Raw genomic sequence first — 25,782 nt, forward strand, 5'->3', positions numbered from 1 at the left:
TGTACAGAAACCGGACAAATGTGTTGAATATTCAAAATTTTTTTAATACAATTGCAACATATGGAAAAGGGGGTTATCCTTATAGAAATTCGTCAAATCACTTCATTTCAATTTATCAAAGTAGTACCTACGAGCTCCGTTCGTGAAGTTCTTCAAGCTTTTTTACACTTTCGTCAGGATATCGCTTGCGTAATAAATAACAAAAAATTCGTAGGAATTGTCACCAAATATTCTCTCTATCGTTGTTTACTTGATTCAGGAGATTTAGCAAAAGAAATCACTCCATACATAAAAAAAAACGTAGTAACACTTAATGAAAATGATAATGTATATTTTGCAAAAGACTTGCTAGTGCAAGAAAATGTTGGTCATGCCATCGTTCTAAACGATCAACAAAGAGTGGTAGGCGTACTTACAAAGTCTGAACTCATTCGAGGATTAATAACAGAAAGTCAAAGCTTAACAGAACGTCTCAATTTATTAATTAATAACTTAGAAGAGTCGGTTATCTCTGTTAACTTACATCTCACAATTACATCCGTTAACACATCTGCAACTAATATCCTTAACTATGAAAAAAACCAACTTATAAATCACTCTATTGAAGAAATCTCTCCAGCAATTTCAAATTATTTAAAATCTACAATTCAATCTAAGACCATTATTAAGCATAAGCAACTATCGATAGGTACAACATCAGTGATAGCTTCTTTTATTCCTCTGCTACAATGGCAAACAGTTACTGGGGGAATGGTAGTTTTAAAGGATATTACTGATTATGAGCAGGTTGCTAGAGGTTTAGTATCTACGAAACAAAGCGCAAATTATTTTACACACATTATTTCTCGAAGTGAAAGAATGGAAGACTTAAAACAACAAGCACTAATAGCCGCACAATCATTTTCGACTATTCTAATTTCTGGAAAAAGTGGCACAGGAAAAGAATTAATAGCAGATGGTATCCATTTTTCATCAGGCAGAAAAGGGAAATTCATCAAAATTAACTGTGCAGCCATTCCTGAAGAGCTGTTAGAAGCAGAGATTTTCGGCTATACTTCTGGTGCCTTTACTGGTGCGAAAAAAGGAGGAAAACCAGGTAAATTTGAATTAGCCCATGAAGGTACCCTGTTTTTAGATGAAATAGGTGATATGCCCTTATCTCTCCAAGCAAAGCTATTACGTGTTTTACAAGAAAGAGAGTTTGAAAGAGTTGGTGGCACAAAAACGATCAAGGTTGACGTGAGAATTATAGCAGCTACAAATAAGAATTTAATTGAGTTAATAGCTAAAGGAATTTTCAGAGAAGATTTATACTATCGAATAAATGTCATTCAACTCCATATCCCTCCTTTAAATGAACGTATGGAGGATATCCCTTTACTATGTAATCACTTCATTGAAAAATGTAATGCCAAAACAAAGCGCACTATCGTTGGTATTTCAAACGGTGGCATTGAAAAGCTTCAACAATATGATTGGCCAGGCAATGTACGACAACTTGAGAATATTATTGAACGAGCTTATCACTTTACTAATACAAAATGGATTGAGCCACTACATATTCAATTTGAAGAGCTTACATATGGACTTCAACAAACACAACCTACTTTTCATAGCTTTAATAATGGATATTTTACTAATCAAAAAAATCTACTGAAAGAGTCTGAAAAATCACTGATCATTCAAGCGCTTATCCAAACAAACGGTAATCGAACTAAAGCCGCTCATTTGTTAGGAATTAGTCGCTCCACGCTTTATGAAAAAATAAAAAACTATGCTATAAAAGAGCAAACCCATTATATGTAAGAAATATTTTCCTATAATATAGTCGTAAAATTCTCGATCCAATAACCCCAGACTCATTCTTTCATGGGAGTATTGGATTTGTTTTCGTGTAGATAAAGAGCTCATTAGAAATGGTTGGATTGTTCATTTTATATGGTTTATATATCGTTGGTCATAATCTAATTCCAACTTAACTTTCTCTTTATGATTTTTTCCATCTTTGGTTCTCCAGCTAAATTCAAAAATAGTTTGCTCCATAATATCTTCAAAAGACAGGCTATTATCAGGATAAGCCCCTCCACCACCTCTTTTAATTGAGACATATTTCACAAACTGTTCCGCATCTGTTTCTCCTACACTGTGAGGTACAATGCCATCTCTAAAATAATCATATACTTTTACTTCAATTTTTCCTTCTAGTTGCTGAGGATCTCCCAGATAGGTTATTTCTTCGCTACCTTCAATTGCTCCTTTATTAGATTTCCATGCAATTTGATAATCTTTCACCTCCCAATACTCACCCTTACCTGCGAGTTTAAATAGATAATTATTTTTTATAACTGTTGTTGGAAAAAAAACCTTAACACAATAAAAGGTAGCTAAGTTAGTTAAAATGACTATAATAATAAGATTTTTCCAGCTAAACTTCATCCTTCTCCCTCCTTTCCCTAATCGTTCAAAAGATTTAAAACCCCAATTATAATATTTTAATAAGCTTCGAGTACTTCTTCACTTGATGCCGTTTCAATGTCAGAAGTTATTCAGAATTCTTCACTACTTGTTTCATTTTGGCTCAGTTCAACCAAAATAATTTATGGAAAGATTAAAGTAATATTAGATAGAGCAACAATACTGGCTCTACGACTATAATCTGAGATTTCGTTATAAAAAATCCATTAGTATTTTTTCTCACTACATAATGTATACGAATATCCTGATACACTAAAATAGATAAGTAAAATAAGTTATATCTAATTATCCTTTTTCATTTTCCAACTCACTTTCTGCCCCTTTTTTAATGTACATTCCAAAATGTTCCTCTAAAACAGAGTATAGCGTATTATATATCTCTATCATTTGTACATTTTCTGAATTCTCATTATAAATGTAAGGATAATGCTTTATTAGAGAAGGTTAATCAACATAACACTGATGAAATATTGGCTAACAAAAAAGTGAGTCATCAGTCGACTCACTTTTTCTGGTGGTTAATATAATCTTTATTTTCACCCTCCGCTTACAGGTGGAATAAGTGCAACAATATCCCCTGCTTGGATGACATCATTCACTTGTGCATACTCTTCATTTATAGCAAACATTAATTGTTCTACATTTTGTAGTTCAAATTGGTCTGATAGCAATACTTTTAATTCAGCAATTGTTAGAGGTGCCTTATCTATCGTTATCGTTTCTTTACCTACCTCATCCTGCAAATGTGCAAAAAGTAAAACTTTAATCATTGATATGCTCCTCCTCAGGTTGTCCTGTTGGGTATTCATTTTGTTCCAGTTGATCTCCAATCCATTTTTCACCATTTTCCCAATGCTCTTTTTTCCAAATAGGAACAATTTGCTTTATACGTTCAATCGCATACTCATTCGCCTCATAAGCATCTTTTCTGTGAGGTGTTGATACAGCAATGACCACTGCAATGTCTGATATTTCTAACCTACCGATTCGATGAGTGATCGCTACTTTAGCATCAGGCCATTTCTCTGTTATTTCTTCACCTATTTGTGCTAGTTTTTTTTCAGCCATCGTAACATATGATTCATATTGTAAAAATAAAGTTCGCTTTCCCTTTGTAAACTCTCTCACTGTACCGATGAAAGTAGTTACCGCTCCTGCTTCACGCCTAACTACTTTATCTATTAATTCTTGAACTCGAATTGGATCTTCAGTCAATGAAAAATTTTTATTGTCCATGTCGTCTCCTCACATTTTGTAAAATCGTCGGAATATATTTTTCATGCTCACCAATATTGAACACTTTATATGGAATCTCATCAAATTGATGATGATCGAACCATTTTATAATAGCTAACACGTTCGTTAATTCGTTACATAAATGGATATCTTCTACAGACCGCAACAAAACAATTTTGGGAAATTGTGCTTGTTTATAACCCTCTACAAAAATGATGTCTAGGCCAAATGGATTATACATGTGTAATAATTGCTTCAAGGAAGTTTCGTCATTTTCAATATGAATGTGAACAGTCCCTTCCCCCTCAACCCCAGTTATGACTGCACCAGCTTGCCGGTGACGATATGTGTCTTTCCCTACATCATTTGCCTTTGGTTTGCCACCGTGTCCGTGATGTTTAATTGTGCCAACCTTTAAACCTTGTTTGACTGATTCATGCACAAAGCGTTCAACTAAAGTGGTTTTCCCACTATTTTGATACCCTACTATTTGTAAAATTACTGGTGTATTCACCACGGCCATTGACAACCTTCTTGATCTTCAAGTAACAACACGTCTACCAGCATTCCTTTTTGAAATCCTCTAGTGCCACCTGGTAACATCATTAACGCATTCGTAGAAGCTAAAGAAACAACTACATTTGATTTATCTAAACCACTCGGTGCTACAAAAACTTTTCCTTCATGGTATGACAGCTTACTCCTTACAAATCTCGTGAAAGGATTAGCTTTAGGGAAGTCTTCATTAAGCGTAGCTTGAATTTTTTGAAGGTGTGGACGTGCTGAAAATAATAGGCTCCTTATGATTGGACGAGCATATAGTTCAAAACCAACATAACAGGCTGATGGATTCCCAGATAAGCCAAATAATAGCTGACCATTTAACTGTGCAACTGAAGTCACACTGCCTGGTCGCATTGAAATTTTGTTGAAAAGGAGTTCAGCTCCTAGCTTGTTATAAATTTCTTGTATGTAATCAAAGTCTCCTACAGAAACACCGCCTGTGGTAATAAGAATATCAACATGTTGAAGTGCATTTTTCATCGCCTCGTAACATGATTGAAAATCATCCATGAGCTTTCCAAGATAAACGGCCTCTCCACCACAACGTTCTATTTGATCGCAGATCATGTAGGAATTACTATTTCGTATTTTTCCTGGCTCTAGAGGCATATCTACATCAAGTAGTTCTGACCCTGTTGCAAACACACCTACTTTTGGTTTTTTTCCTACTTTTACAGTACTATAACCAAATGTAGCTAATAACGCTTTTATACCTGGATTTATAACATGTCCTTTTTCAACTAATACAGTACCTTTTTTTGTGTCTTCACCTTTAAAAGAAACGTTATCACCTTCTTTAAAAGGTCGCTTTATAGACATATACTTTTTTCCATCACGTTCGTATTGCTTAGTTAATTCGAGCATTACAATCGCGTTTGCAGTCGAAGGCATTCGTGCTCCGGTCATAATTCGTATCGCTTGACCTTCTGTTAATGTCTCTGATGCTACCTGCCCGGCACCTATTTCTTCAACCACTTCAAATTCAATAAGATTATGTTGATTCGCATGTATGGAATCTACTGCTCGTATCGCAAAGCCATCAAAAGCAGAGCGATCAAAATTTGGTACATCGTGATCTGCAACAATCGTTTCTGCAAGAAAACGACCATAGCAATCATCTATTGATACTTCTTCTATTTCACCATGCTTAGCATGTGTCATAACCTTACTAACAGCTTCTGATACTGGTGTTAATTGTCTTTTTTCCACCATAGGCCTACTCCTTTATAGTTATTTCTAACAGACTTTTATACATTCTAATTATTTACGGGTATACAACAAAAGTTTCCAACATCTTTTCTTCTTTTTAACGATAGCTTAAAGCTTGTTTAGCTGAACTCATTACATAAAATGATGCCTTAAGTTGATGAAACTTTTTTAATAGAAAAGTCCTTGACCACGACTGCCAAATTACTAAATTGGTTTATTTTCTCATCCTTGTTAAATCTCCTCTAAAAGAAACCATGCTCCTCCATTATTTAACTGTATGCTCTTCTGGAGCTTGTGAAACTTCATCATGTACTGTTGAAGTATGATCACATGGAAGCTGGCAAGCACTTGAACAATTTGCACATTTTCCTTTTGAGCTACGTTTTAATGATTTTAAGAGCATGAATGCCGCATAACCGATAATCAATGTTCCAAGGACAATATTTATTACCATTTTATCACTTCCTTTAATATTTAGTCAGTGATCTATACTTCCTACTATAAAAACATTTTTCCGACTTGATAAATAAGTAAAGAAATTACATAAGCAATTACTAGGGCATATCCAACTGAAAAAAGTGTCCATTTCGTCGAATTCGATTCTTTTTTTATCGTAGCTACTGTTGCAAGACAAGGTACGTATAAAAGGACAAATGACATAAAGCTAATAGCGGAGATTGGTGTATAATATTGTGATAGCATGCCTTGTAAAGAGTCTGTGTTAGGCGCATAGTAAATAATATTCATCGTCGATACGACAACTTCTTTTGCAAAAAAACCTGTCATCAACGAAGCGGCAGCTTGCCATGTGCCAAATCCTAAAGGGGCAAATAAAGGAGCTATATAACCACCTATTAAAGCTAAAAAGCTATTATCCATTTGTTCAGCGACACCACTTGGTCCAAAGTATGTTAACAACCAAATAAAAACAGAACCTGCAAAAATGATTGTTCCCGCTTTTTTCAAAAATCCCTTTCCCTTCTCCCACGTACTACGTGACAATGTTAACAATTGAGGGATGCGATAAGGAGGTAGTTCCATGACGAACAGTGATTTTTCTCCTTTGAAAAATATACTAGAGAACAATTTTGCTAGCACCATCGCAACAACAATTCCTAATACATACAATGAAAATACGATGACAGCTTGATGTTTAATAAAGAACGCCCCTGCAAACAACGCATATACAGGTAATCTTGCTGAGCAAGACATTAAAGGAGTTAATAATATTGTTAACAGTCGCTCTTTCGGTTGCTCAATTGTTCTAGCTGCCATAACACCTGGGACGTTACATCCGAAACCAATAATCATAGGAATAAATGCCTTTCCATTTAAGCCAATTGCCTCCATTAATCTATCCATCACTACAGCTACTCTCGCTAAATATCCTGAATCTTCAAGGAATGAGATTAATAGAAACAAGATAAAAATTTGTGGTACAAATACTAATACTCCACCAACCCCTGCCACAATGCCATCAAGTACCAACGATTGAATAAACTCCGAAGCACCGATTACCTCAAGTCCATTTGCTAACAATGATGATATTTGTCCTGAAATAAAGCCATCCAACAAATCCGCTAAAGGCGAACCGAGCCAATCAAAAGTTAACATAAAAATGATATACATAAATAGTAAAAATAGTGGTAACCCGAAGTATTTATTCGTGACTATATTATCAATTAATTCCGTTGTAGTTCTTTCCTTTGTCTCTGACACTTCCATTACGTTTACTATTAAGCCACCGATAAACTGATCACGTATATGATAGATGAATTGACGGATTGTTCCACTTTCTGTAACTTTTGATATCATCTGTTCCGTTTGGTGCTTTATTTGCTCAAGTATATTTGGTTCTAAAAATTGTCTAACATAGGATTCTACTTGTTTATTACCTTCCAAATATTGTATAGCTAACCACCGTTTTGATATGGATAACTTGTCGGGTAGTATTTCTTCAATTTGCTGAATTGCTTCTTCTAAAATAGCGCCATAATTTAATGTAAATATTCGTTCATTAGATTCATTTAGTAACGCAAGATTAGCTGTAAGTTCTTCACAGCCCATTCCAGTTCTAGCAATAATAGGAGCTACTATGACATCAAGCTTATCAGCTAATTTTTCAGCATTGATTATCAAGCCTCTTTTTTTTGCAACATCAACCATATTTAAACCGATAATGATAGGTTTCTCGAACTCTAACAACTGCACTGTTAAGTGTAAATTCCGCTTTAGTTGAGAAGCATCAACAATATTAACAATTTTTTCAAATGATGCTGTCAGCATAAAATTTGTGACAACCTCTTCATCCTTTGAAAGTGGATTTAATGAATACACTCCTGGGAGATCAATGAGCTGGCCTTGTTTATCTCTTAAGATACCAATTTTCTTCTCAACGGTCACCCCACTCCAGTTGCCAACGTATTCATATGATCCTGTCAAATTATTAAACAGCGATGTTTTTCCCGTATTAGGATTCCCGAATAGTGCAATTTGTGAGGACAATATCATCCACTCCAATCTTCGCTGCCTCATTACGTCTAATGCTTATACATTGTCCGCAGCACTCAATCAATACTGGACCTCCAAATGGCATGACACACTTTAAGCAAATATTTTCACCTTCTACGACGCCCATGTATAATAACCGTTGCTTCACAAGATCACTTGCTAATGACAAATCAATAATTTTTGCTGTAGAGCCTTTTTTCAAGTTAGCCATGTTCATATGATATTCCTCCTGAAATAGCTGAAAAGTTCTTCATAGTTAAATTTACAAATTATTATCTTATATGATAATGATAATTCTTCTCATTGTAATTTCATCATATAATAGATTTTTTTATTTTTGTGTAATATTTGTCACAATACAGTTGCGATATTATGAAAGATGTGTGACGTCAATTGTCAATTTACCCAATTGACACCGCATTTCCTGTCCATAAAGTTACATTCAATGAAAGACCTGTGATCTCAATCACCACGCTACCCATTTGGATTGTCTATGCTATACATAAGAATTTATTTTTTAGGCTCTTTTCGTAAACTTTGTTGCTATTGTTATGAATTTAGTACCAAATATTGTTAGTCATCTCTGTACAGAAGATAAGATGCCACGACCTCTAGTTGGGTACGGTTATTATTTAATACGAAAAACAACAACCATTGCGAAAACAGCCATCTTTAATAATGAGGAGGGAATAGAAATGCCAAATAAATTTGATGAAAACATGATTGTAGGGGAAGTTGTAGCAGAATTTCCTAAAGCTAGTGATATTTTCAAATCGTATAGGATTGATTTTTGTTGTAATGGGAATAGACCTATAAAAGAATCAGCTCTTGAAAGAAATGTTTCTACAGAAAAAATAATTGCAGAGCTAAACAAATTATATGAAGAGAAAGAAAACGATTCAAGTTCTCAACACAACTGGAATTCAGCATCTATTACCGAACTTATCAACCGCATAATAGATAAACATCATCGTTATTTAGAAGAGGAGCTTCCACAATTAAGCCCGTATGTAACAAAGGTGATGAGGGTCCATGGACAAGCCCACCCAGAACTTATTCAAGTTCATAAGCTATTCAACACGTTAAAAGCAGTTTTAGAAGAGCACCTTATGGGTGAAGAAACTGAGCTATTTCCATCATTTTTAGCGTTCGAGCACGATCCTTCTAATAGTAATCGAGACAAAATCGTCAATATTCTCGAAGCTACGAAAAATGAACATGAAACTGCAGGTGATATCTTAAAGGAACTACGTACCGTTACGAATAATTTCACGCCACCATTAGGTGCATGTAGAACGTATCAATTAGTATTTAATCGCTTAGAAGAGCTAGAATCTGATTTATTTGAACATATTCATCTAGAAAATAATATTTTATTTAATAGGATTTCATAAATTAAAACCCTCTGATAAATTATGTCAGAGGGTTTGTTATTGAGTTTGCTGCTTTGCATGATATGAAACCTACAGGGCTTATCTGCTTGTTTTCATAAGCCAAACCATATGAAGGTTAACAAGCGACTTTTCATCCCACTCTTCTTTGCTTGGCGGGTATGTTCAGGATACTTACCCTTTTCTTCTCACCCACCAATGTAGGACATTTCGATTTTTTCTCTCATTTTTGCTGAATGTTCAGTACGTTCATCTGAATAACGATCGTGTCGTGCTCCCCACACCTTTTTAATTTCCTCTATAATTGTTTCGCTTGATGCATTAGCGCGTAATATTTTCTTAAAATCGTGGCCCTTCGATGCGAATAAACAATTGTACATTTTCCCATCTGCTGATATACGAGCCCTTGTACAGCTAGAACAAAATGACTCTGAAACAGATGTAATGAACCCTACTTCTGTATCTGTGCCTTTGTGACGATAGCATGTTGCTACTTCGCCAAAATACCGTTGCTCCACTGGTTCTAATTCAAAGTGTTCTTCTAATTGGTGAAATATTTGTTTTTTCGTTACCACTTGATCATAATTCCAGCCATTTGTGCTACCGACATCCATAAACTCAATATAGCGAATAGGAATCTCTTCCTTTTTAAAATATTTCGCCATCGGTATGATTTGTGAATCATTTAAGCCCTTTTTAACAACCATATTAACTTTTACAATTAGGCCCTCTTTTTTAGCAGCTGCTATACCTTTTAAAACTGGTGATACACCTACAGATCTGCCGTTCATTTCTTTAAAGATTTCATCTTCAATAGCATCTAAGCTTATATTTACACGCTGTAAACCAGCTTGCTTTAACTCTTTCGCATATTTTGGTAAATATATTCCGTTTGTCGTAAGAGCAATATCCTCAATCCCATCTATTAATGACAGTTGCTTAATTAAAATATGAAGATCCTTTCTAAGTAACGGTTCTCCCCCAGTTAACCTTACTTTCTTCACACCAATCTCAGCAAAGCATTTGACGAGTCTAGAAATTTCTTCAAACGTCAATAGTTCTTTCCTTTGTAAAAATGGAAAATCAGGGCCGAAGATGTCTGCTGGCATGCAATATGAACAACGGAAATTACATCTGTCTGTTACTGATATTCTTATATCCCGCAAAGGGCGATGATGTTGGTCTTGAATTGATATTGCCTGATTGACCATAAGCAATCTCTCCCCCATAAATTATTTAAGTCAGTAATATCATATTTAACCTATTATATACATATTAAAGCAAAATATATTTATAAACAATGTGATGCTTGTCACTTAAAGAAATTAACTTGTCGTATACACTTTAACTGGGAAATATTTTTTTGGAGCGATTTCTCCTATTATTACTTTATTATCTCAGTTAAGGAGGTTTTAACATGTATGTCCAGATGTTACGAAAAATAAATATATTTCAAGATTTACCAGAGCAATCATTAGCCTTTATTTCGGAAAATCTTAAATCTCAATATTTTAATAAGGGGGAGATTATCTTTTCTGAAGTCGAGGAAGCTACATCAGTTTTTTTTGTGAAATCTGGCATTGTTCGCCTCACAAAAGGAGACCAGACTGGAAAAGAGATTGTTGTTTGTTTAAAAAAAGCAGGAGATATATTTGCTGAAGCAGCGTTATTTAGCGAAGAAGGAACAAGATACCCTGCAACTTCTCAAATGCTTCAAGAGGGGGAAGTTTTATACTTAGACACGAATCATTTGCAAGTTGAATTGATGCAAAATCCAGACATAGCTGTTGAAATGATTCGTTATATGAGTCGGCAGCTACGTAGCTTTACATCAATCATAAGAGATATCGCCTTACTGGATGTATATAGTAAAACAATTTCAACATTAGATCGATTAGCAAAAGAATTTGGAAGTAAAAAAAGTAAAGGTGTTCAAATTGAACTCCCTTTAACAGTACAAGAATTTGCAAACATAATTGGAGCTACCCGTGAAAGCGTAAGCCGAGTTTTTTCAAAATTAAAAAGTGAACATATTATAGACATTGAAGAAAAGAAAATCATCATTTGTGACTGGAATCAATTTTCGACGATGTATAAACACTAATTCTTGTCGCACAGTTGAGCAATTAATATTCTCATAATTAAAATCAAGTGGAGTGCTCCTCCACCTGATTTACTCTTTAAATATGGCGTTAACCTTATTGTTGTTTTAAAATATTTTCCGTTAAATCAAGTACAGGGTTTTCAGGTGACCTCTTATTAACTTGATGCATGCTATAAATCCAGTTTTCTCCTTTTCCGTCCTCAACAGCAAATAATATTCTATTTTCATCTGAATTATATATATAATCTACGCCATTTAGGTTTCTCTTCTCTGATTGCTCTAATTCTTTATCACTCATATGCCATGTAGTGCCATTTGTACTTGAAATTATATTAATATAAACCTTTTCGTATAGTTCGTTTTTTAAGGTCATTGAAATTACAACTATGTTAGAACTTAGTTCTCCTTCTTTTGTAACAAACTCTAGACCCTTACTTTTACCCTCTTTATACATTTCTTCATATACATTTAAGAGGTTTTCTTCACTTTTAATAGTGTATTGTATTTGTCCTTTATCTAGTTCATAGGCTCCAGGAAATTCAGTTGGTAATAAGACTTTATTTTCAATAAAGTTTTTCATATTTGTATAATCAGAAAAATATGTATCATTTTTAACAGTTCGTACAGCACCTGGACCATATCTTTCGTATTGATCAATAGGTAGAAAATAAAGAAACTCACCTGGTTCAAGAGTATCTTTTAAATCATCAACTGTATCATCATATCGTCTGTAGTATGATAAACCTTCCTTTTCATTCGTAACCTCTAGCATCGTTTCACCTTTTGAATTTAACAACGACCAGCCATTTAATTTTGCAGCAACACCGACTGACGTTGTTAAAATAATGAGTAATACCGTTGTCATTAACACTAGCCTTCGGTTAACAAAGAAGCTTGTTCTTTTACTATCTTTCTTGTAAAACACAGCTTCATGTATTTGTTGTTCATTCATTGTAGGGATTTGTTCATTTTTCAATGATCGTTCAAAGTCTTCAAAGGAATGAAATTTCTTCATCTTTTATCCTCCTATTCTCGTTTGCTAGTAAATATCTTTTTAGCTTTTTCCTAGCCCGCTCATAGCATTTGCGCACTGCGGGTTGATTACTACTCATAATTTGCTCAATTTCAGTGTATGAAAGCTCCTGAACTGTTTTTAAAATAATAATCGTACGTTCTTTTGCTGATAATTCTCGTAAAGCATCTGAAATCTCTTCACTAAACTCTGTTTCATGCATTGTTGTATTATTATGAGCTAGCGGTTCATTATGAGGTTGAAATGGTATAAATTTGATTAATCTTTGTCTTTTTATGACATTCAAACAATGATGATATGCAATTTTGTATAACCAAGCAGATAGATTGGTTTCATTGGTAATTTTATGCAAGTTATTATAAGCCTTCACGAACACTTCTTGAGTAGCATCTTCAGCATCTAGGACATTTCTAAGCATATGAAAACAATATGTATGAATCCTTTGATAATTTGTACTAATCAATTGGCTAAAATCAACGTTATAATCGTTCAATATTTTGTCTTTGTTTTCTGCTACCTTTTTCAACTTCCATCCCTCCTCTTTTCTTTGATAAAGGCAATCTTCGCATTGACTGTTGTTTTTTTCGTCCTTATAATTAAAAGTTATGTTCAAAGCTGTTTTAAATCTGTTTACTACATGTAAAAAAACAACCGTTTGTAGCATCTTTTCATTAGCACTTACGGCAATGATACAATACTTATTGGTATTTCTAATGTAGTGACAATGACAACTAAGTTTACGAAAAGAGCCTGATAAATAAGCGTTTCATAATTAAAACAATTTTACTCATCAATTTGTGACATTTTATGAAAAATTTTAATTAATTTTAAGTTAGAATGAATGAGAAAGTATAAATTAAGTTCAACGTGTAGGATTCAAACTTTATAATACTATTATCTATGTTGTACAACATCAAAAAAAAATCATAATCCTTTCGATAACCCAGTAGAATGATAATATTTACGTTGCAGTTTTGAATGTTTTCATATTTAATAGAAGTAACAACTAATTCTTCCATAAGGTAGGTGGTAACAATAAAAACTCAACCCCAGCCTACAAAACCGACCATGTCTGTTGAGCTAAAAGAATTGTTGAATTCCTCTGAGTACACCGTGAAAGTTAACAAAGGCTCATACCTTTTTCAAGAAGGGATGGAGGCTACAGAACTTTACATCATTCGTTCCGGAAGAATACAAATTAGTAAAATTTCTGCAGATGGACGTGAACTTACATTAAGAATATGTCGACAAGATGACATCGTAGGTGAGCTTACACTTTTTACAGATGATGCAAAATATATTCTCAATGCAAAAGTGCTTGAGGATTGTGAAGTAGCTGTCATAAAAAAAGACCATCTCGAGACGCAATTTTTTCAAAATAGCCAACTTGCATTTGAATTTATGAAATGGATGAGTGATCACTTTCGGAAAACGCAAACGAAATTTCGCGATTTAGTTCTAAATGGAAAAAAAGGTGCGCTATATTCTACTCTTATTCGTATGTCAAACAGCTATGGAATTAAGAAAGAAGATGGAATTTTTATTGACTTACCTCTTACGAATCAGGAGCTGGCAAACTTTTGTGGTACAACTAGAGAAAGTGTCAATCGCATGTTAAATGACTTGCGACGTCAAAAGAAAATATCAATGAATAAAGGATTTATTACGATTCTTGATTTAGAGTTCTTAAAAACAGAAATTAATTGTGAAGAGTGCCCTGCTATTATTTGTAGTATTGATTAACTCGTCTTATTATCTTTAATGTTATTGGGGCATTCTTTTACAACTGGCAAGATACCACGAACAAGGGAACTCCCCTTTGGAGTTCCCTTGTTTTCTTTATTAATTAGTCTAGTATTTTACAAAGAAGCTGGAAACTTTAAATCTAGTTTTTCTCTTCTAACTGTATCGTTTCTCCTGGTTTTACTTCTAATTTATTTTCCACCTCGAATTTCTCAACATTTTCTTCATTATAAATGCCAGGTGCATCTGTATGAATAGGAATGACATGATCAGCATTAATCATTATTGCTGCATCTATCGCCTCCTCTACATTCATATTATCATATGTACCGTCCATACCTAATAAGGCATAATTTATATTTTTATCAGACAATAAATTCATTTCTTCTATTTTTCCAGTATCTCCTGCATGATAAACTCGCAGTCCATCAAACTCTAGTACATAACCATAGGATAAATCTATAGGATGGTGATCATTATAAGCTGCGACTGCACTAATATGAATACCTAATACCTCAATGTTTTTACCAGGTAAGTCACTCTCAATCTTTTTATTTTCAAAATCGTAAAATTGTGTAATAATTTCTGTTTGATCTTTTTTCGTTACTTTTGACAAATCACTGTGATCATAATGTCCATGAGTAGATAGAATTATATCTGCTGGTTCAGAGTAATCCTCCTCATCACCTGCCCATGGATCGATGTAAATGACTTTACCATCACTCGTTTTAATTTTCACACTGGCGTGGCCAATTACTTGAAGTGATGGAGGTCCCTCTGTAGTACTAGCATCCTCCTTACTACAGCCAAATATAAATAGTGAAGTGATTAATAAACATGCAAATATAGTAACTTTCCGCTTTGAGAACAAATACATTCCTCCTAAAATGTTAAATTTTTCACATTGATTTTACCATATTATACATATAAATCATACTTATATTCATAATTTTCAGATTATTAATTGGTCCGCAAGCTTATTTGTTGTGATTTTTACTACGCATCATCATGGTAATTTTCATAATTTAGTGCAGCGGCTAACTTATACAAATTTTTAGATCATGATAAATAGTGAAGAGTTCTTATAAATTCCATAAAAAATTCCGAATTTACGTTACAAAATATAGGCATACTTTCTTTTTCAATTTTATTAACAGCTTTACTACGACCGTTATTAGTAATTTCATTATTGAAGGATTTTGGTCTTTTCTCACGTAGAGAAAAAATTAAAGAACATTAAATAATCCCTTTTTCTCTACCAAAATTTAATAATGCTTCGTAAGAATCTCCAGATAGACCTAAAATTTCACAAAATGCTGGTTCAGTCTTATATCCTTTTATTTTTAGATTAATGACTTGTTCCCTTATACCTGGAAACTCTTTTAGTATAAATCTCTCTATAACCATGTGTTGGTAAGCATATTGTTGTAAAACTGGCTGAGATTGCCCAAATATTTCAAATTCAAAGCCGTGAAATATAAAATTGGCCTTGATCACTTCCAAATTTCTAATATTTTTTCTGGTGATCTTAAAATCGATTTCATTCTCATATAGTTTTTTTACTTTATTTTCAAATCTTAGTTTATGTAAATGATCAACTTCCATAATAATGTCTAAATCAGAATCAATTACATCAACACCAATTGGTATCGTTCCACATACTACAGGATCATACTCAACTAAGTCTTTCATAATTCCTAAATTTTCTATGGCACTATATGCTTGACGCTGTTTTGCTGTTCCCATTTTTAAACTTATCAGAGAATTATACAATGCTTCCCTCCTAAAAACATGTCAATAATATTGTAGTGGTTATATACATTTCATCATGACATAACTAGAAATCAATATTAATAGCAACAAAGTCTACCGAAAAGGTCCCTTTTAGTTTATGTTTTTCTTATAAGACATTAAACATGTTTAAAATTAAGTATTCAAGCTGTTTGCTTTAGGTAAAAAAACAATAACTTAATAATACAAAGTTATATGTCGACCTGACACCTTTGATCGAATAAGAAAAAATCCTGCCAATATTTCAACAGGATTTATATTATAGCACTATCTTATAAGCTCCATCTAAAAGCTTTCAGTATTGATATTTATATTTTGACAAGTTGATCAAAGCATCCTTGTTAAAATGAGAAAATTAACGAAAAGAGCTCTTCTCACCTAATCTATTTATATATCCAGATAAAAACGATAGCATGACATGTACGCCTGCTTTGACAGTTGAATTTGCTTGATCCTTATGTGGATCGAGACAAACAATATCCATTGCCTTCACTTTGTCACTTTGACCAGCAATATAAACTGCATCAAACAACTCATCTGCTCTCATCCCACCTGGTGTTGCAGCCGGTGCCCCAGGTCCAGCAGTAATATCTAGTACATCCATATCAACAGTCAAATATATTGTATCTACCTGATTACTCAGTTCATCTATTGCTCGCTTTACTACGTGTTCAATCCCTTGCTTACGTGCCTCACGTAGTGTCGTATAATTCAGCCCACACTCGTCCGCATAGTCCTTTAATGATTTCGCATTAAAGAAACCGTGAAGGCCTATATTATATACATGCTTACCTTCTACTATCTCGTTTTCAATAAGATTTCTAATTGGAGTACCGTTTGCTGGACCAAATTCATCTACATCTCGTAAATCAAAATGAGTATCAAACTGTAAAATACCTATTTTCTCATTAGGATGTGACTGCTTCCACCCTTTCACTAGCATTGCAGTAATAGAATGATCTCCACCGAGCATGATTGGGAACACATGTGGATGATGTTGACGCATTGCTACCATTGCATGGGTAATATTTTGATGACACAATGCAATGTCTGTAACATGCTGTTTGACATCACCTAAATCTACTACAGAAAGGTCCGTTAAATCAATGTCATAATCAATATTATATGTCGTAAAAGACTTCCATTCTCTGCGCATCGCTTCAGGATTCTCACTCGCGGCTGATGCACTAATTGATGATCGTGAAAGAGGTATTCCTAAAATAGAAATATCAAAGTTCTCCCACTTAACATCATGATTTACGGGTAATGTTTCAATCCATTCATGTACTTTAGGTTCTGTTATATTCTCGTTTCTATCCCAGGTAAATGGTGGTCGCTTAAGCAACGGGTACGGATAATTAGACACAAAGCTTCCCTCCATCAACGACAATTTTACCGTTTTTAATAACCGTATCAGTATGGTTCATGCCGTAATGGTATGGTAATTGCATATAATTCGGTACATCGACAATTAATATATCTGCTTTTTTACCGACCTCAATACTACCTATTTCTTGTCCTCGTTTAATCGCATGAGCAGCATTAATTGTTGCAGCACAAATGACTTCAGCAGGAGTCATGCCCATTTTTAAACAGCCTAGATTCATAATAAATGGCAATGAAACAGTAGGTGAAGACCCAGGGTTACAATCAGTAGATAAAGCTACTGGGACACCTTTATCAATCATTTTGCGCCCATTTGCAAATTCAGCCATGAGGAAAAATGCTGTTCCTGGGAGCAACACGCCTATAACATCATTTTCTGCCATCATGTCCATACCTTTTTCCGAAGCTTTAAGCAAATGGTCAGCCGATACTGCTCCAACTTCTGCTGCAGTTTCTGCTCCGCCATATGGCTCAATCTCATCTGCATGGATTTTAGGAAGTAAGCCATGTTCCAATCCAGCTTGTAAAATACGCTTTGATTGCTCCGGTGTAAACACACCGTGTTCACAAAATACGTCATTAAATTCAGCAAGTTTTGTCTGAGCAACCTTAGGGATCATTTCATTTACAACGATATCTACAAACTCATCAGGTCGATCTTTATACTCGGCAGGTACTGCATGTGCACCCATAAAAGTAGAAACAATGTCAATGACGTGATCTTCATTGAGCTGTTTTGCTACTTCAAGCTGCTTTATTTCATGCTCTAATGCTAAGCCATAGCCACTTTTCGCTTCCACAGTCGTAACACCATGAAGTAAAAACTGATCTAGTCTACGTTTACTTTCCACATATAATTGATCATGACTAGCTTCCTTCGTTGCTTTTGTCGATGCATGAATGCCACCACCAGCATTCATAATATCCATATAGCTCGCACCTTTTAGGCGCATATTAAATTCATTTTCCCGACTTCCTGCATGCACTAAATGTGTATGCGGATCTACTAAGCCAGGTAAAATCACTTTGCCTCGCGCATCAATCACTTCTGCTTCATCAATTCGATTCTTAAATTGTTCATGTAGTTGTTCATCCGTACCAACAGCTATGATTTTGTCGTTCTCCAACCAGACACTGCCGCCTTTAATTACTTCAAGGTTTTCCATTTGCTCTAACTTACGTGGATGTTCTGAACTACCTTTCAGCGTTATCACTTCATTTGCATTTCTAATAAAAAGTGGTTTCATAATTACCCTCCTCCCCTTAATCCATCATTGGAATGTGTATACCTTTTTCTTTTGCTGTCTTTTTCGCTAAATCATACCCCGCATCTGCATGACGAACAACTCCCATACCAGGATCTGTCGTTAACACACGTTCAAGCCTTTTTGCAGCTTCTGGTGTTCCATCAGCAACGATGACCATACCTGCATGCAATGAATATCCCATTCCTACACCACCACCATGATGTACAGACACCCAGCTTGCACCACCGATGCTATTTATTAAGGCATTCAAAATTGGCCAATCAGCTACTGCATCACTTCCATCCATCATGCCTTCAGTTTCACGATTTGGTGAAGCTACTGAACCGGAGTCTAGATGATCACGTCCAATAACAATTGGTGCTTTCAACTCACCGCTAGCAACCATGTCATTAATAATTTTCCCAAATTTAGCGCGCTCTCCATAACCTAACCAACAAATACGAGATGGTAACCCTTGAAATTGGATTTTTTCACGAGCCATTTTAATCCAATTGCATAAATGTTTATTGTAGCTAAACTCACGTAAAATGACTTCATCCGTCTTATAAATATCTTCTGGGTCTCCTGATAAAGCAACCCATCTGAAAGGCCCTTTTCCTTCACAAAACTGTGGTCGAATATAAGCTGGTACAAAGCCAGGGAAATTAAAAGCTTTGTCCACTCCTTCATCCTTTGCTACCTGCCTAATGTTATTTCCATAGTCGAAAGTAATCGCACCTAGTTCCTGCATTGTTAACATCGCTTTTACATGTTCAGCAATACTCTTCTTAGATTCACTCTCATATGCTTTTGGATCCGCTTTACGTAACTCATCTGCCTTCTCTAGAGAATAGCCTAAAGGTATATATCCATTAATTGGATCATGTGCGGACGTTTGATCTGTTAGTACATCTGGAGTAAATCCTTTGCTAATCATTTCTGGTAATACTTCTGCAGCGTTTCCTAATAAGCCAATCGATAGTGGTTTCCCCTGTTCCTTCGCTTCACGTGCCAATTGAATAGCTTCATCAATACTTTCTGTCATTATATCTAGATAGCGTGTTTCAATGCGTCGTTGAATTCTAGTTCGATCTACCTCAATAGCAATACAAACACCTTCATTTAAAGTGACAGCTAAAGGCTGTGCTCCACCCATACCACCTAATCCGGCTGTTAGAGATATCGTTCCTTTTAGTGTACTATTGAAATGCTGGCGTCCAAGTTCAGCAAACGTTTCATATGTGCCTTGAACGATCCCTTGGCTGCCGATATATATCCAGCTTCCAGCTGTCATTTGTCCATACATCATTAAGCCTTTTTTATCAAGCTCATGGAAGTGGTCCCAATTTGCCCAAGCTGGCACAAGATTTGAGTTTGCAATTAACACTCTCGGTGCGTCCGTGTGTGTTTTAAACACCGCAACTGGTTTCCCAGATTGAACAAGCATCGTTTCATCGTCTTCTAAATTGTGTAAAGTTTTTATAATCGCATCATAGCTTTCCCAATTACGAGCAGCTTTGCCAATACCTCCATATACAACGAGATCTTCAGGTCTTTCTGCTACATCCTCATTTAAATTATTCATGAGCATTCTTAATGCTGCTTCTTGAACCCAACCTTTTGCATGTAATTCTGATCCTGTATAATTTTCAATGCTACGCTTATTTGTACTCATCATAAACACCCCATTATTCATTTCTTATGAGTAAGTATACTAGGGGAAATTTCAGAAAAATAGAACAAAACTTTGTGAAATTCAAGACGATATCAAGTTGGCATCATTAAAATAGAAGGATTTACGTGAAATTATAGTAATTTATTTTGTTATTAGTATTTTTTTTTGATTTTAGATGTATTCATCGTTTTGCCATTTTACAGATAACACATATACTATACAAATAGGGGTTCATGTTCTTATCATCGTTTGAAAGAGTAAAGGTGCAACAAAACTAAAGTTGTTTATTTCTTAGTGAGAAAAATCATACTATGCGAAAAACTCTTTTCGTACACTTTGTTGCTTTGTACCATTAGAGGCTGCTTTATATGTAAGTCATCATTTTGCAAAAGAAAAGATGCCCCCAACGCCAGTTGGGTATGTATTTATTACCTAATAAAACAACATGTTATGTGAAAACAGTCTTTATGAAAAATGACTATACTTAGCTGTTTTCATTCAAAAACATGACAGCAAAGCTCACTCACTAATACACTCGTGTTAAAACATAGACCTAATTTAAATCTATATCTTTCTCCATTCTATACTCTCGAGGAGTAACACCCATCACCTGCTTAAAAATTCTACTGAAGTAATTTGCATTTCGAAAACCAGCTTTATTTGCAACCTCTTTAATTGATAAATCTGTTTCCCATAACAATCTCTTCGCAGCGTGAATCCGAAGATTGGTCACAAGCTGAATAAAAGATATGTTCATTTTTTTGTTAAGCAAATGGCTAAAATAGCTGGGGCTTCTACCTGTGTATTTAGCAACATCCTCTAATGATAAAGTTTGATGGTGATAATTCCTTTCAATATATGCCACGCCTAGTTCGACGACATCGTGACGTGAAGATTCTAGTTGATTTTGAGCACCATCAAATAATTGACCCGTAAACAGAATCATTTGTTGAACAGAGCGGTATAAGACTGGACTATATAAAATTTCTTCAAAAACCTTATGGTATAACTCTTCGTACACCCCTTGATCTAAATAAAACGATTTCATATATCGACGTATTTGTGCTAGTATGCTTGTTAATCTAGTTCGTACTAATCCTGGTTCGGGAAAAGGCTCTGAAATTGATAGAAAATGACGGTACATCCATGACTTAACCATATCCTTATCCTTATTATTTAGCATATCTATCCATTCTCTTTGCTCTTGAGGAGTTAAAAAAGGGTCAATAGTATGCCATTCAACATTTTGCTTTACATGTATAAGTTGCCTGTATCCTTTAAAGTATGTTACTTGTAATGCCCCTTTTGCTTGCATGTATGCTTCGTGAAGTGACTTAATTATCCCTTGGCTATGAATAACGATAGCCATTGGGTCATTTTTTTCTTCATCCCAATCTTGAAGGAGTCGATTTCCAACTGCTTCTAACTGTTTTGTATTTTTATTTTGAAAAACTAATACAATTAAATCACTGACAGGTAATAGTAATACATCCTCCATTACATAATAGGTTTCAAGAAATAAGCGAAGCTCAGCTAACTTATTTTGATCTTCAGTTTGTAATACCATTAAAGAATCAGCCGTTTCATTTTGGTGATCTTGGATAAAAAGCGAACGATAAGTTGTAGTATTATACTTATTAGCTTGACGTTGTTTAGAGCTATGTTCCGCTCTTAAAACATTAACTGAACGATACAAAGTTTTCTTTAATGACTCTGGTGAATTTGGTTTTACTAATAAATCAACAGCTTGCAGCTCTATCGCTTGCTTTGCACGCTCATATGTCGCTTCGGCTGAAACAGCTATGACGATTTGTGTATATTGTTTTATCCTACTCAATAGTATGTTCCAGTGCTCTCTTGGGATCATATCAAGCTCTATGATTGTTACTTCTGGAACATCATTTTCAAGGTTGATAATAAGCTCGTCAAATGAACTAGCTAGCAATATTTGCTCAAATGAAAATGAGTTTGCCGATACTAACCAACGTATCCCTATCCTTTCATCTTGATCACGGTCTGCAATAAGTAATTTCATATGACTTCTCCTTATGTAAGTCTCTTTTATACATTATAAGAAAACTAAATTATATGATAAAGTAATGAGAGATATATTTTTATTAAGAGAGGAGATTTAAGATGAATACATATCCAAACACAAATGCAACAATTGAGCTTATTAAAGAACTAGTATCTATTCCAAGTCCATCTGGCCATACAGACAACATCATTCAATTTATTGAAGATAAACTTACTAACATTGGGGTCGAGAATAGCCGCAATAGAAAAGGTGGACTGCTTGCAACTCTTCCTGGAACTGACGGCACGAAACATCGAATGTTAACAGCACATGTAGATACACTTGGTGCTATGGTTAAAGAAGTCAAGAGTAATGGTCGGTTAAAACTTTCGATGATCGGAGGTTTTCGGTGGAATTCTGTTGAAGGAGAGTATTGTCAAATTGAAACCTCTGACGGACGGACATATACAGGTACCATTCTGATGCATCAAACGAGCGTACATGTATATAAAAATGCTGGTGAAGCTAAACGAAATGAGGAGAATATTGAAGTTAGAATTGATGAAAAGGTAGAGAATGCAGAGGACGTTCGCTCTCTAGGTATCGAAGTTGGAGATTTTGTGTCATTTGATCCTAGAGTTGAAGTTACTTCAAGCGGGTTTATAAAATCTAGACATTTAGATGATAAAGCAAGTGTAGCTATCTTACTACAACTAATTGAACATATCAAAAAAGAAAACATACAGCTACCACATACAACACATTTTCTTATTTCCAATAACGAAGAAATTGGCTATGGTGGAAACTCTAATATTACACCTGAAACCGTTGAATATTTGGCAGTTGACATGGGAGCTATTGGAGATGGTCAAGCTTCTGATGAATATACAGTGTCTATTTGTGCGAAGGATTCTAGCGGCCCGTATCATTATGGCCTTAGAAAAAAGTTAGTTCAATTAGCTAACGATAATAATATTGACTATAAGGTTGACATATATCCTTTTTACGGATCTGATGCATCCGCAGCTATACGTTCAGGATTTGATATTGTTCACGGACTTATTGGCCCTGGTATTGAATCATCACACGCCTTTGAGCGTACCCATCAAACTTCAATAATTAATACTGAAAAGCTACTTCTTTCATATGTTCAAACAGCAACAATATGTTAAGACTTGTATAGTAGGTGGAACTTTACTCCATCTACTCTTTTTTTTCCTTCATTTGTCGGTTAAGATTCATCCGTACATGTTTTCCTCTGTAAAAAATGGGTAGTCATTATCCGCATATGTCTGTATCAACTCTTTCATTAAACCCATATACATAACCTAAAATAGATTACACATTTTTGGAGATGAAGGATTGATGCTAAAAAAAACTGTCTTAATTATTGCATCCCATCCTGATGACGAGCTGCTTGGTTCGGGTGCAACTATAAAAAAATTAATAAATGGTGGCTATGAAGTTATTACTGTAATAACTGCTCAAGGCCGTAACAAAGAAGATGAATATATCACCAACTGCTGTATAGAAGCAAATAAAGAGTTAGGTGTAAAAGAAGTTATTTTCCTCGAGTATCCTAATTTAGAAATGGAAACTTTCCCACTTCACCTTATTAATAAGAAAATTGAAAAGTTAATTACAATATATCAACCTTGTAAAATATTCACTCACCATTATGGCGATTTAAATAAGGACCATCAAGTTACATTTCAAGCTGTTATGACTGCTGCACGTCCTATAGCTGGAAGTGCCCCAATCGACATAATTTGCTTTGAAACAGTTTCATCTACCGAATGGACTCACCATACCAATGATCAAACTTTTAAACCAAATTACTATGTTGACGTAACTGATACAATCGATAATAAATTGAATGCCCTTAAACATTACGATGTTGAAATGCGCCCTTTCCCCCACCCCCGTTCGTTTGATGGAATAAAGTTTTTAGCAAGGTATAGAGGGATGACAGTTGGTGTACATTATGCTGAGGCTTTTGAAATTATTAGGAGGATCCAACATGAAGACAATTGGTGATTTTTCAAATAAACAGATAACAATTTCCAAGTTAGCGAAACTACAAGTTCCCGCACCAGATTTACTTGCCATGATGGATCATCATTTCCAACAACAGATACTTAAGAAAGACAAGAAAGATCCATTCGAGGATTCAAATAACGACAACATTCAATCTTCAACAACATGAAACATGATGACAAATCAAACTAGAGGGCACAAAGGGGAAGTGGACATTGAGAATATTACTAACGACTTTCTGGAACTATCCTCATGTTGGAGGTTTATCTAACTATATCACTAATCTAAAACACGGCCTGGAGAATCGTGGCCATGTCGTTGAAATTACATGTCCAAACGAGTTTGATGGTTATGTAAACACAAAGAACAACATAAGTGACTATTTGTGGAAATTTTACCAACAACGCTACGGTAAAGATAAGAAGAAGTTTTTTCAGCTTGACGTTAACTTTTACACATATTTAACACATTTAAGTCAACAAAACCTTGAGGGTTATGATATTTTACACGCTCAGGATTTAGCAACTGCGTATATTTTAGGTATGCTTAATGAACATTATGAAAAACCACTACTTTATACTCCTCACGGGATTTTAAGCCTCAATAGAATAAAATTTAAAGAAGTAGACAAAGATTCACTTTCAGCAAGGTACTTTATTGAAATTGATAAAAGGGCTGTTCAATATGCGGATAAGATTATCATCCTATCAGATCATTTCCGTGAACCGCTTAAGCAACTAGGTGCACACGATTCAAAAATGCTAACAGTTCATACAGGAATAGAAGAAAATGAAGAAATAGAGTACACCAAAGGTGCAAACCGTCATCAAACGATCATTTCTTGTATTGCTCGTCTTACTCAACGTAAGGGTCACCATATTTTGTTAGAAGCCCTAAACATGATTAAAGAGCATTTAGATCATGTAGAAATTAGGATTATTGGTGACGGTAAGACGAGAGAGGATTTAGAACAACAAGCACAACATTTACGTTTGTCAAATGTAGTGTTCTTAGGAAGTAGAGACGACATCCCTCAGCTATTAAAGGAAACGGACATTTTTGTTTTACCTACTATAAATGATAGTCTACCAATTTCTATCATTGAAGCGATGCATATGGGGTTACCTATCGTTTCATCATATGTAGGAGGAATTCCCGAATTAATTCATCATCAGAAGGAAGGTTTACTTTCAACACCAGGTGACATTGAAACACTCTCAAAGCATCTGCTACTACTTATCCAAAATCCCTCTTTAAGAAACGAACTAGGGGAAAATGCCCGCAAGTTTGCACAAGCTGAGCTAACAGTTAACGAGATGTCAAGAAAAATTGAACAGGAGTACCAATCTTTATTATAGAAAGG

General features: G+C 34.8%; 25 protein-coding genes. 8 read left to right on the top strand and 17 right to left on the bottom strand.

Features of this window, described 5'->3' with window-relative positions; all coding sequences use genetic code 11:
- The first annotated feature begins 60 nt into the window (after positions 1 to 60).
- The gene (locus V1503_RS03770) at positions 61 to 1,806 is read left to right on the top strand and encodes a sigma 54-interacting transcriptional regulator (protein ID WP_410624953.1); all 1,746 of its coding nucleotides are present in this window, start codon (positions 61 to 63) and stop codon (positions 1,804 to 1,806) included.
- 123 nt (positions 1,807 to 1,929) lie between these two features.
- On the opposite strand, the gene V1503_RS03775 is transcribed toward V1503_RS03770, so the two are convergent.
- From V1503_RS03775 to V1503_RS03810, 8 genes are all read right to left on the bottom strand, one after another.
- Positions 1,930 to 2,436, bottom strand: coding sequence for a hypothetical protein (locus V1503_RS03775; RefSeq protein ID WP_410624955.1), 507 nt, complete (start codon positions 2,434 to 2,436; stop codon positions 1,930 to 1,932).
- A 575-nt stretch (positions 2,437 to 3,011) separates the two neighbouring features.
- Positions 3,012 to 3,245 (bottom strand): molybdopterin converting factor subunit 1, encoded by a 234-nt coding sequence (moaD, locus tag V1503_RS03780; protein WP_214482566.1) that lies wholly within the window; start codon positions 3,243 to 3,245, stop codon positions 3,012 to 3,014.
- Positions 3,238 to 3,711, bottom strand: a complete 474-nt coding sequence (locus V1503_RS03785; RefSeq protein ID WP_214482565.1) for a molybdenum cofactor biosynthesis protein MoaE — start codon at positions 3,709 to 3,711, stop codon at positions 3,238 to 3,240. The genes moaD and V1503_RS03785 overlap by 8 nt, the downstream gene beginning before the upstream one ends.
- Positions 3,701 to 4,234 carry a molybdopterin-guanine dinucleotide biosynthesis protein B gene (mobB, locus tag V1503_RS03790; RefSeq protein ID WP_410624958.1) on the bottom strand — a complete coding sequence of 178 codons (534 nt, stop codon included), beginning with the start codon at positions 4,232 to 4,234 and terminating at the stop codon, positions 3,701 to 3,703. Before mobB ends, V1503_RS03785 begins: the two co-directional genes overlap by 11 nt.
- Positions 4,222 to 5,487, bottom strand: coding sequence for a molybdopterin molybdotransferase MoeA (locus tag V1503_RS03795; RefSeq protein WP_410624960.1), 1,266 nt, complete (start codon positions 5,485 to 5,487; stop codon positions 4,222 to 4,224). The genes mobB and V1503_RS03795 overlap by 13 nt, the downstream gene beginning before the upstream one ends.
- 262 nt (positions 5,488 to 5,749) lie before the next feature.
- Entirely contained in the window at positions 5,750 to 5,938 is a 189-nt protein-coding gene (locus V1503_RS03800) for a FeoB-associated Cys-rich membrane protein (RefSeq protein WP_320258207.1), read from the bottom strand.
- A gap of 44 nt (positions 5,939 to 5,982) precedes the next feature.
- Positions 5,983 to 7,995 (bottom strand): ferrous iron transport protein B, encoded by a 2,013-nt coding sequence (gene feoB, locus V1503_RS03805; RefSeq protein WP_410629376.1) that lies wholly within the window; start codon positions 7,993 to 7,995, stop codon positions 5,983 to 5,985.
- Positions 7,955 to 8,212, bottom strand: coding sequence for a FeoA family protein (locus V1503_RS03810; RefSeq protein ID WP_410624963.1), 258 nt, complete (start codon positions 8,210 to 8,212; stop codon positions 7,955 to 7,957). Before V1503_RS03810 ends, feoB begins: the two co-directional genes overlap by 41 nt.
- A 478-nt stretch (positions 8,213 to 8,690) precedes the next feature.
- Here V1503_RS03810 and ric point away from each other — a divergent pair, with 478 nt between their 5' ends.
- Entirely contained in the window at positions 8,691 to 9,389 is a 699-nt protein-coding gene (gene ric / locus V1503_RS03815; RefSeq protein ID WP_410624965.1) for an iron-sulfur cluster repair di-iron protein, read from the top strand.
- 185 nt (positions 9,390 to 9,574) lie between these two features.
- On the opposite strand, the gene moaA is transcribed toward ric, so the two are convergent.
- Positions 9,575 to 10,597, bottom strand: coding sequence for a GTP 3',8-cyclase MoaA (gene moaA / locus V1503_RS03820; protein ID WP_410624967.1), 1,023 nt, complete (start codon positions 10,595 to 10,597; stop codon positions 9,575 to 9,577).
- A gap of 206 nt (positions 10,598 to 10,803) precedes the next feature.
- Between moaA and V1503_RS03825 the strand changes: the two genes are divergently transcribed.
- Positions 10,804 to 11,490, top strand: a complete 687-nt coding sequence (locus V1503_RS03825) for a Crp/Fnr family transcriptional regulator (protein WP_214482558.1) — start codon at positions 10,804 to 10,806, stop codon at positions 11,488 to 11,490.
- A gap of 94 nt (positions 11,491 to 11,584) precedes the next feature.
- On the opposite strand, the gene V1503_RS03830 is transcribed toward V1503_RS03825, so the two are convergent.
- Both V1503_RS03830 and V1503_RS03835 read right to left on the bottom strand, forming a co-directional pair.
- Entirely contained in the window at positions 11,585 to 12,505 is a 921-nt protein-coding gene (locus V1503_RS03830) for a hypothetical protein (RefSeq protein ID WP_410624969.1), read from the bottom strand.
- Positions 12,483 to 13,049 (bottom strand): RNA polymerase sigma factor, encoded by a 567-nt coding sequence (locus V1503_RS03835; RefSeq protein WP_410624971.1) that lies wholly within the window; start codon positions 13,047 to 13,049, stop codon positions 12,483 to 12,485. The genes V1503_RS03830 and V1503_RS03835 overlap by 23 nt, the downstream gene beginning before the upstream one ends.
- Before the next feature lie 542 nt (positions 13,050 to 13,591).
- On the opposite strand from V1503_RS03835, the gene V1503_RS03840 reads away from it, so the two are divergent.
- Complete coding sequence (locus V1503_RS03840) at positions 13,592 to 14,266, top strand: Crp/Fnr family transcriptional regulator (protein WP_214482551.1); 675 nt, start codon at positions 13,592 to 13,594, stop codon at positions 14,264 to 14,266.
- A gap of 142 nt (positions 14,267 to 14,408) precedes the next feature.
- Here the strand turns inward: V1503_RS03840 and V1503_RS03845 are convergent, their stop codons facing one another.
- The 6 genes from V1503_RS03845 to V1503_RS03870 form a co-directional block, all read right to left on the bottom strand.
- Positions 14,409 to 15,137 carry an MBL fold metallo-hydrolase gene (locus V1503_RS03845; protein WP_410624973.1) on the bottom strand — a complete coding sequence of 243 codons (729 nt, stop codon included), beginning with the start codon at positions 15,135 to 15,137 and terminating at the stop codon, positions 14,409 to 14,411.
- Between the two features lie 365 nt (positions 15,138 to 15,502).
- Positions 15,503 to 16,039, bottom strand: coding sequence for a DUF4269 domain-containing protein (locus V1503_RS03850; RefSeq protein ID WP_410624975.1), 537 nt, complete (start codon positions 16,037 to 16,039; stop codon positions 15,503 to 15,505).
- Between the two features lie 373 nt (positions 16,040 to 16,412).
- Positions 16,413 to 17,438, bottom strand: a complete 1,026-nt coding sequence (locus V1503_RS03855) for an agmatinase family protein (protein ID WP_410629377.1) — start codon at positions 17,436 to 17,438, stop codon at positions 16,413 to 16,415.
- Positions 17,416 to 18,690, bottom strand: coding sequence for an imidazolonepropionase (gene hutI, locus V1503_RS03860; RefSeq protein ID WP_320258198.1), 1,275 nt, complete (start codon positions 18,688 to 18,690; stop codon positions 17,416 to 17,418). Before hutI ends, V1503_RS03855 begins: the two co-directional genes overlap by 23 nt.
- Positions 18,691 to 18,706: 16 nt before the next feature.
- Positions 18,707 to 20,365 carry a urocanate hydratase gene (gene hutU / locus V1503_RS03865; protein ID WP_410624977.1) on the bottom strand — a complete coding sequence of 553 codons (1,659 nt, stop codon included), beginning with the start codon at positions 20,363 to 20,365 and terminating at the stop codon, positions 18,707 to 18,709.
- A gap of 553 nt (positions 20,366 to 20,918) precedes the next feature.
- Positions 20,919 to 22,400, bottom strand: a complete 1,482-nt coding sequence (locus V1503_RS03870; protein ID WP_410624979.1) for a helix-turn-helix domain-containing protein — start codon at positions 22,398 to 22,400, stop codon at positions 20,919 to 20,921.
- A 101-nt stretch (positions 22,401 to 22,501) separates the two neighbouring features.
- Here V1503_RS03870 and V1503_RS03875 point away from each other — a divergent pair, with 101 nt between their 5' ends.
- The 4 genes from V1503_RS03875 to V1503_RS03890 all read left to right on the top strand — a co-directional run bounded on the left by V1503_RS03875 (position 22,502) and on the right by V1503_RS03890 (position 25,777).
- Positions 22,502 to 23,554, top strand: a complete 1,053-nt coding sequence (locus V1503_RS03875) for a M42 family metallopeptidase (protein WP_320258196.1) — start codon at positions 22,502 to 22,504, stop codon at positions 23,552 to 23,554.
- A 193-nt stretch (positions 23,555 to 23,747) separates the two neighbouring features.
- Positions 23,748 to 24,419 carry a PIG-L deacetylase family protein gene (locus tag V1503_RS03880; RefSeq protein WP_320258257.1) on the top strand — a complete coding sequence of 224 codons (672 nt, stop codon included), beginning with the start codon at positions 23,748 to 23,750 and terminating at the stop codon, positions 24,417 to 24,419.
- On the top strand, positions 24,403 to 24,588 hold the full coding sequence (locus V1503_RS03885; protein WP_214482533.1) for a hypothetical protein: 186 nt from the start codon (positions 24,403 to 24,405) through the stop codon (positions 24,586 to 24,588). The genes V1503_RS03880 and V1503_RS03885 overlap by 17 nt, the downstream gene beginning before the upstream one ends.
- 46 nt (positions 24,589 to 24,634) lie before the next feature.
- On the top strand, positions 24,635 to 25,777 hold the full coding sequence (locus V1503_RS03890; protein ID WP_410624982.1) for a glycosyltransferase family 4 protein: 1,143 nt from the start codon (positions 24,635 to 24,637) through the stop codon (positions 25,775 to 25,777).
- The last annotated feature ends 5 nt before the right edge of the window (positions 25,778 to 25,782 follow it).

This window comes from Nanhaiella sioensis (assembly GCF_046557775.1).
GTDB lineage: Bacteria > Bacillota > Bacilli > Bacillales > SM2101 > Nanhaiella > Nanhaiella sioensis.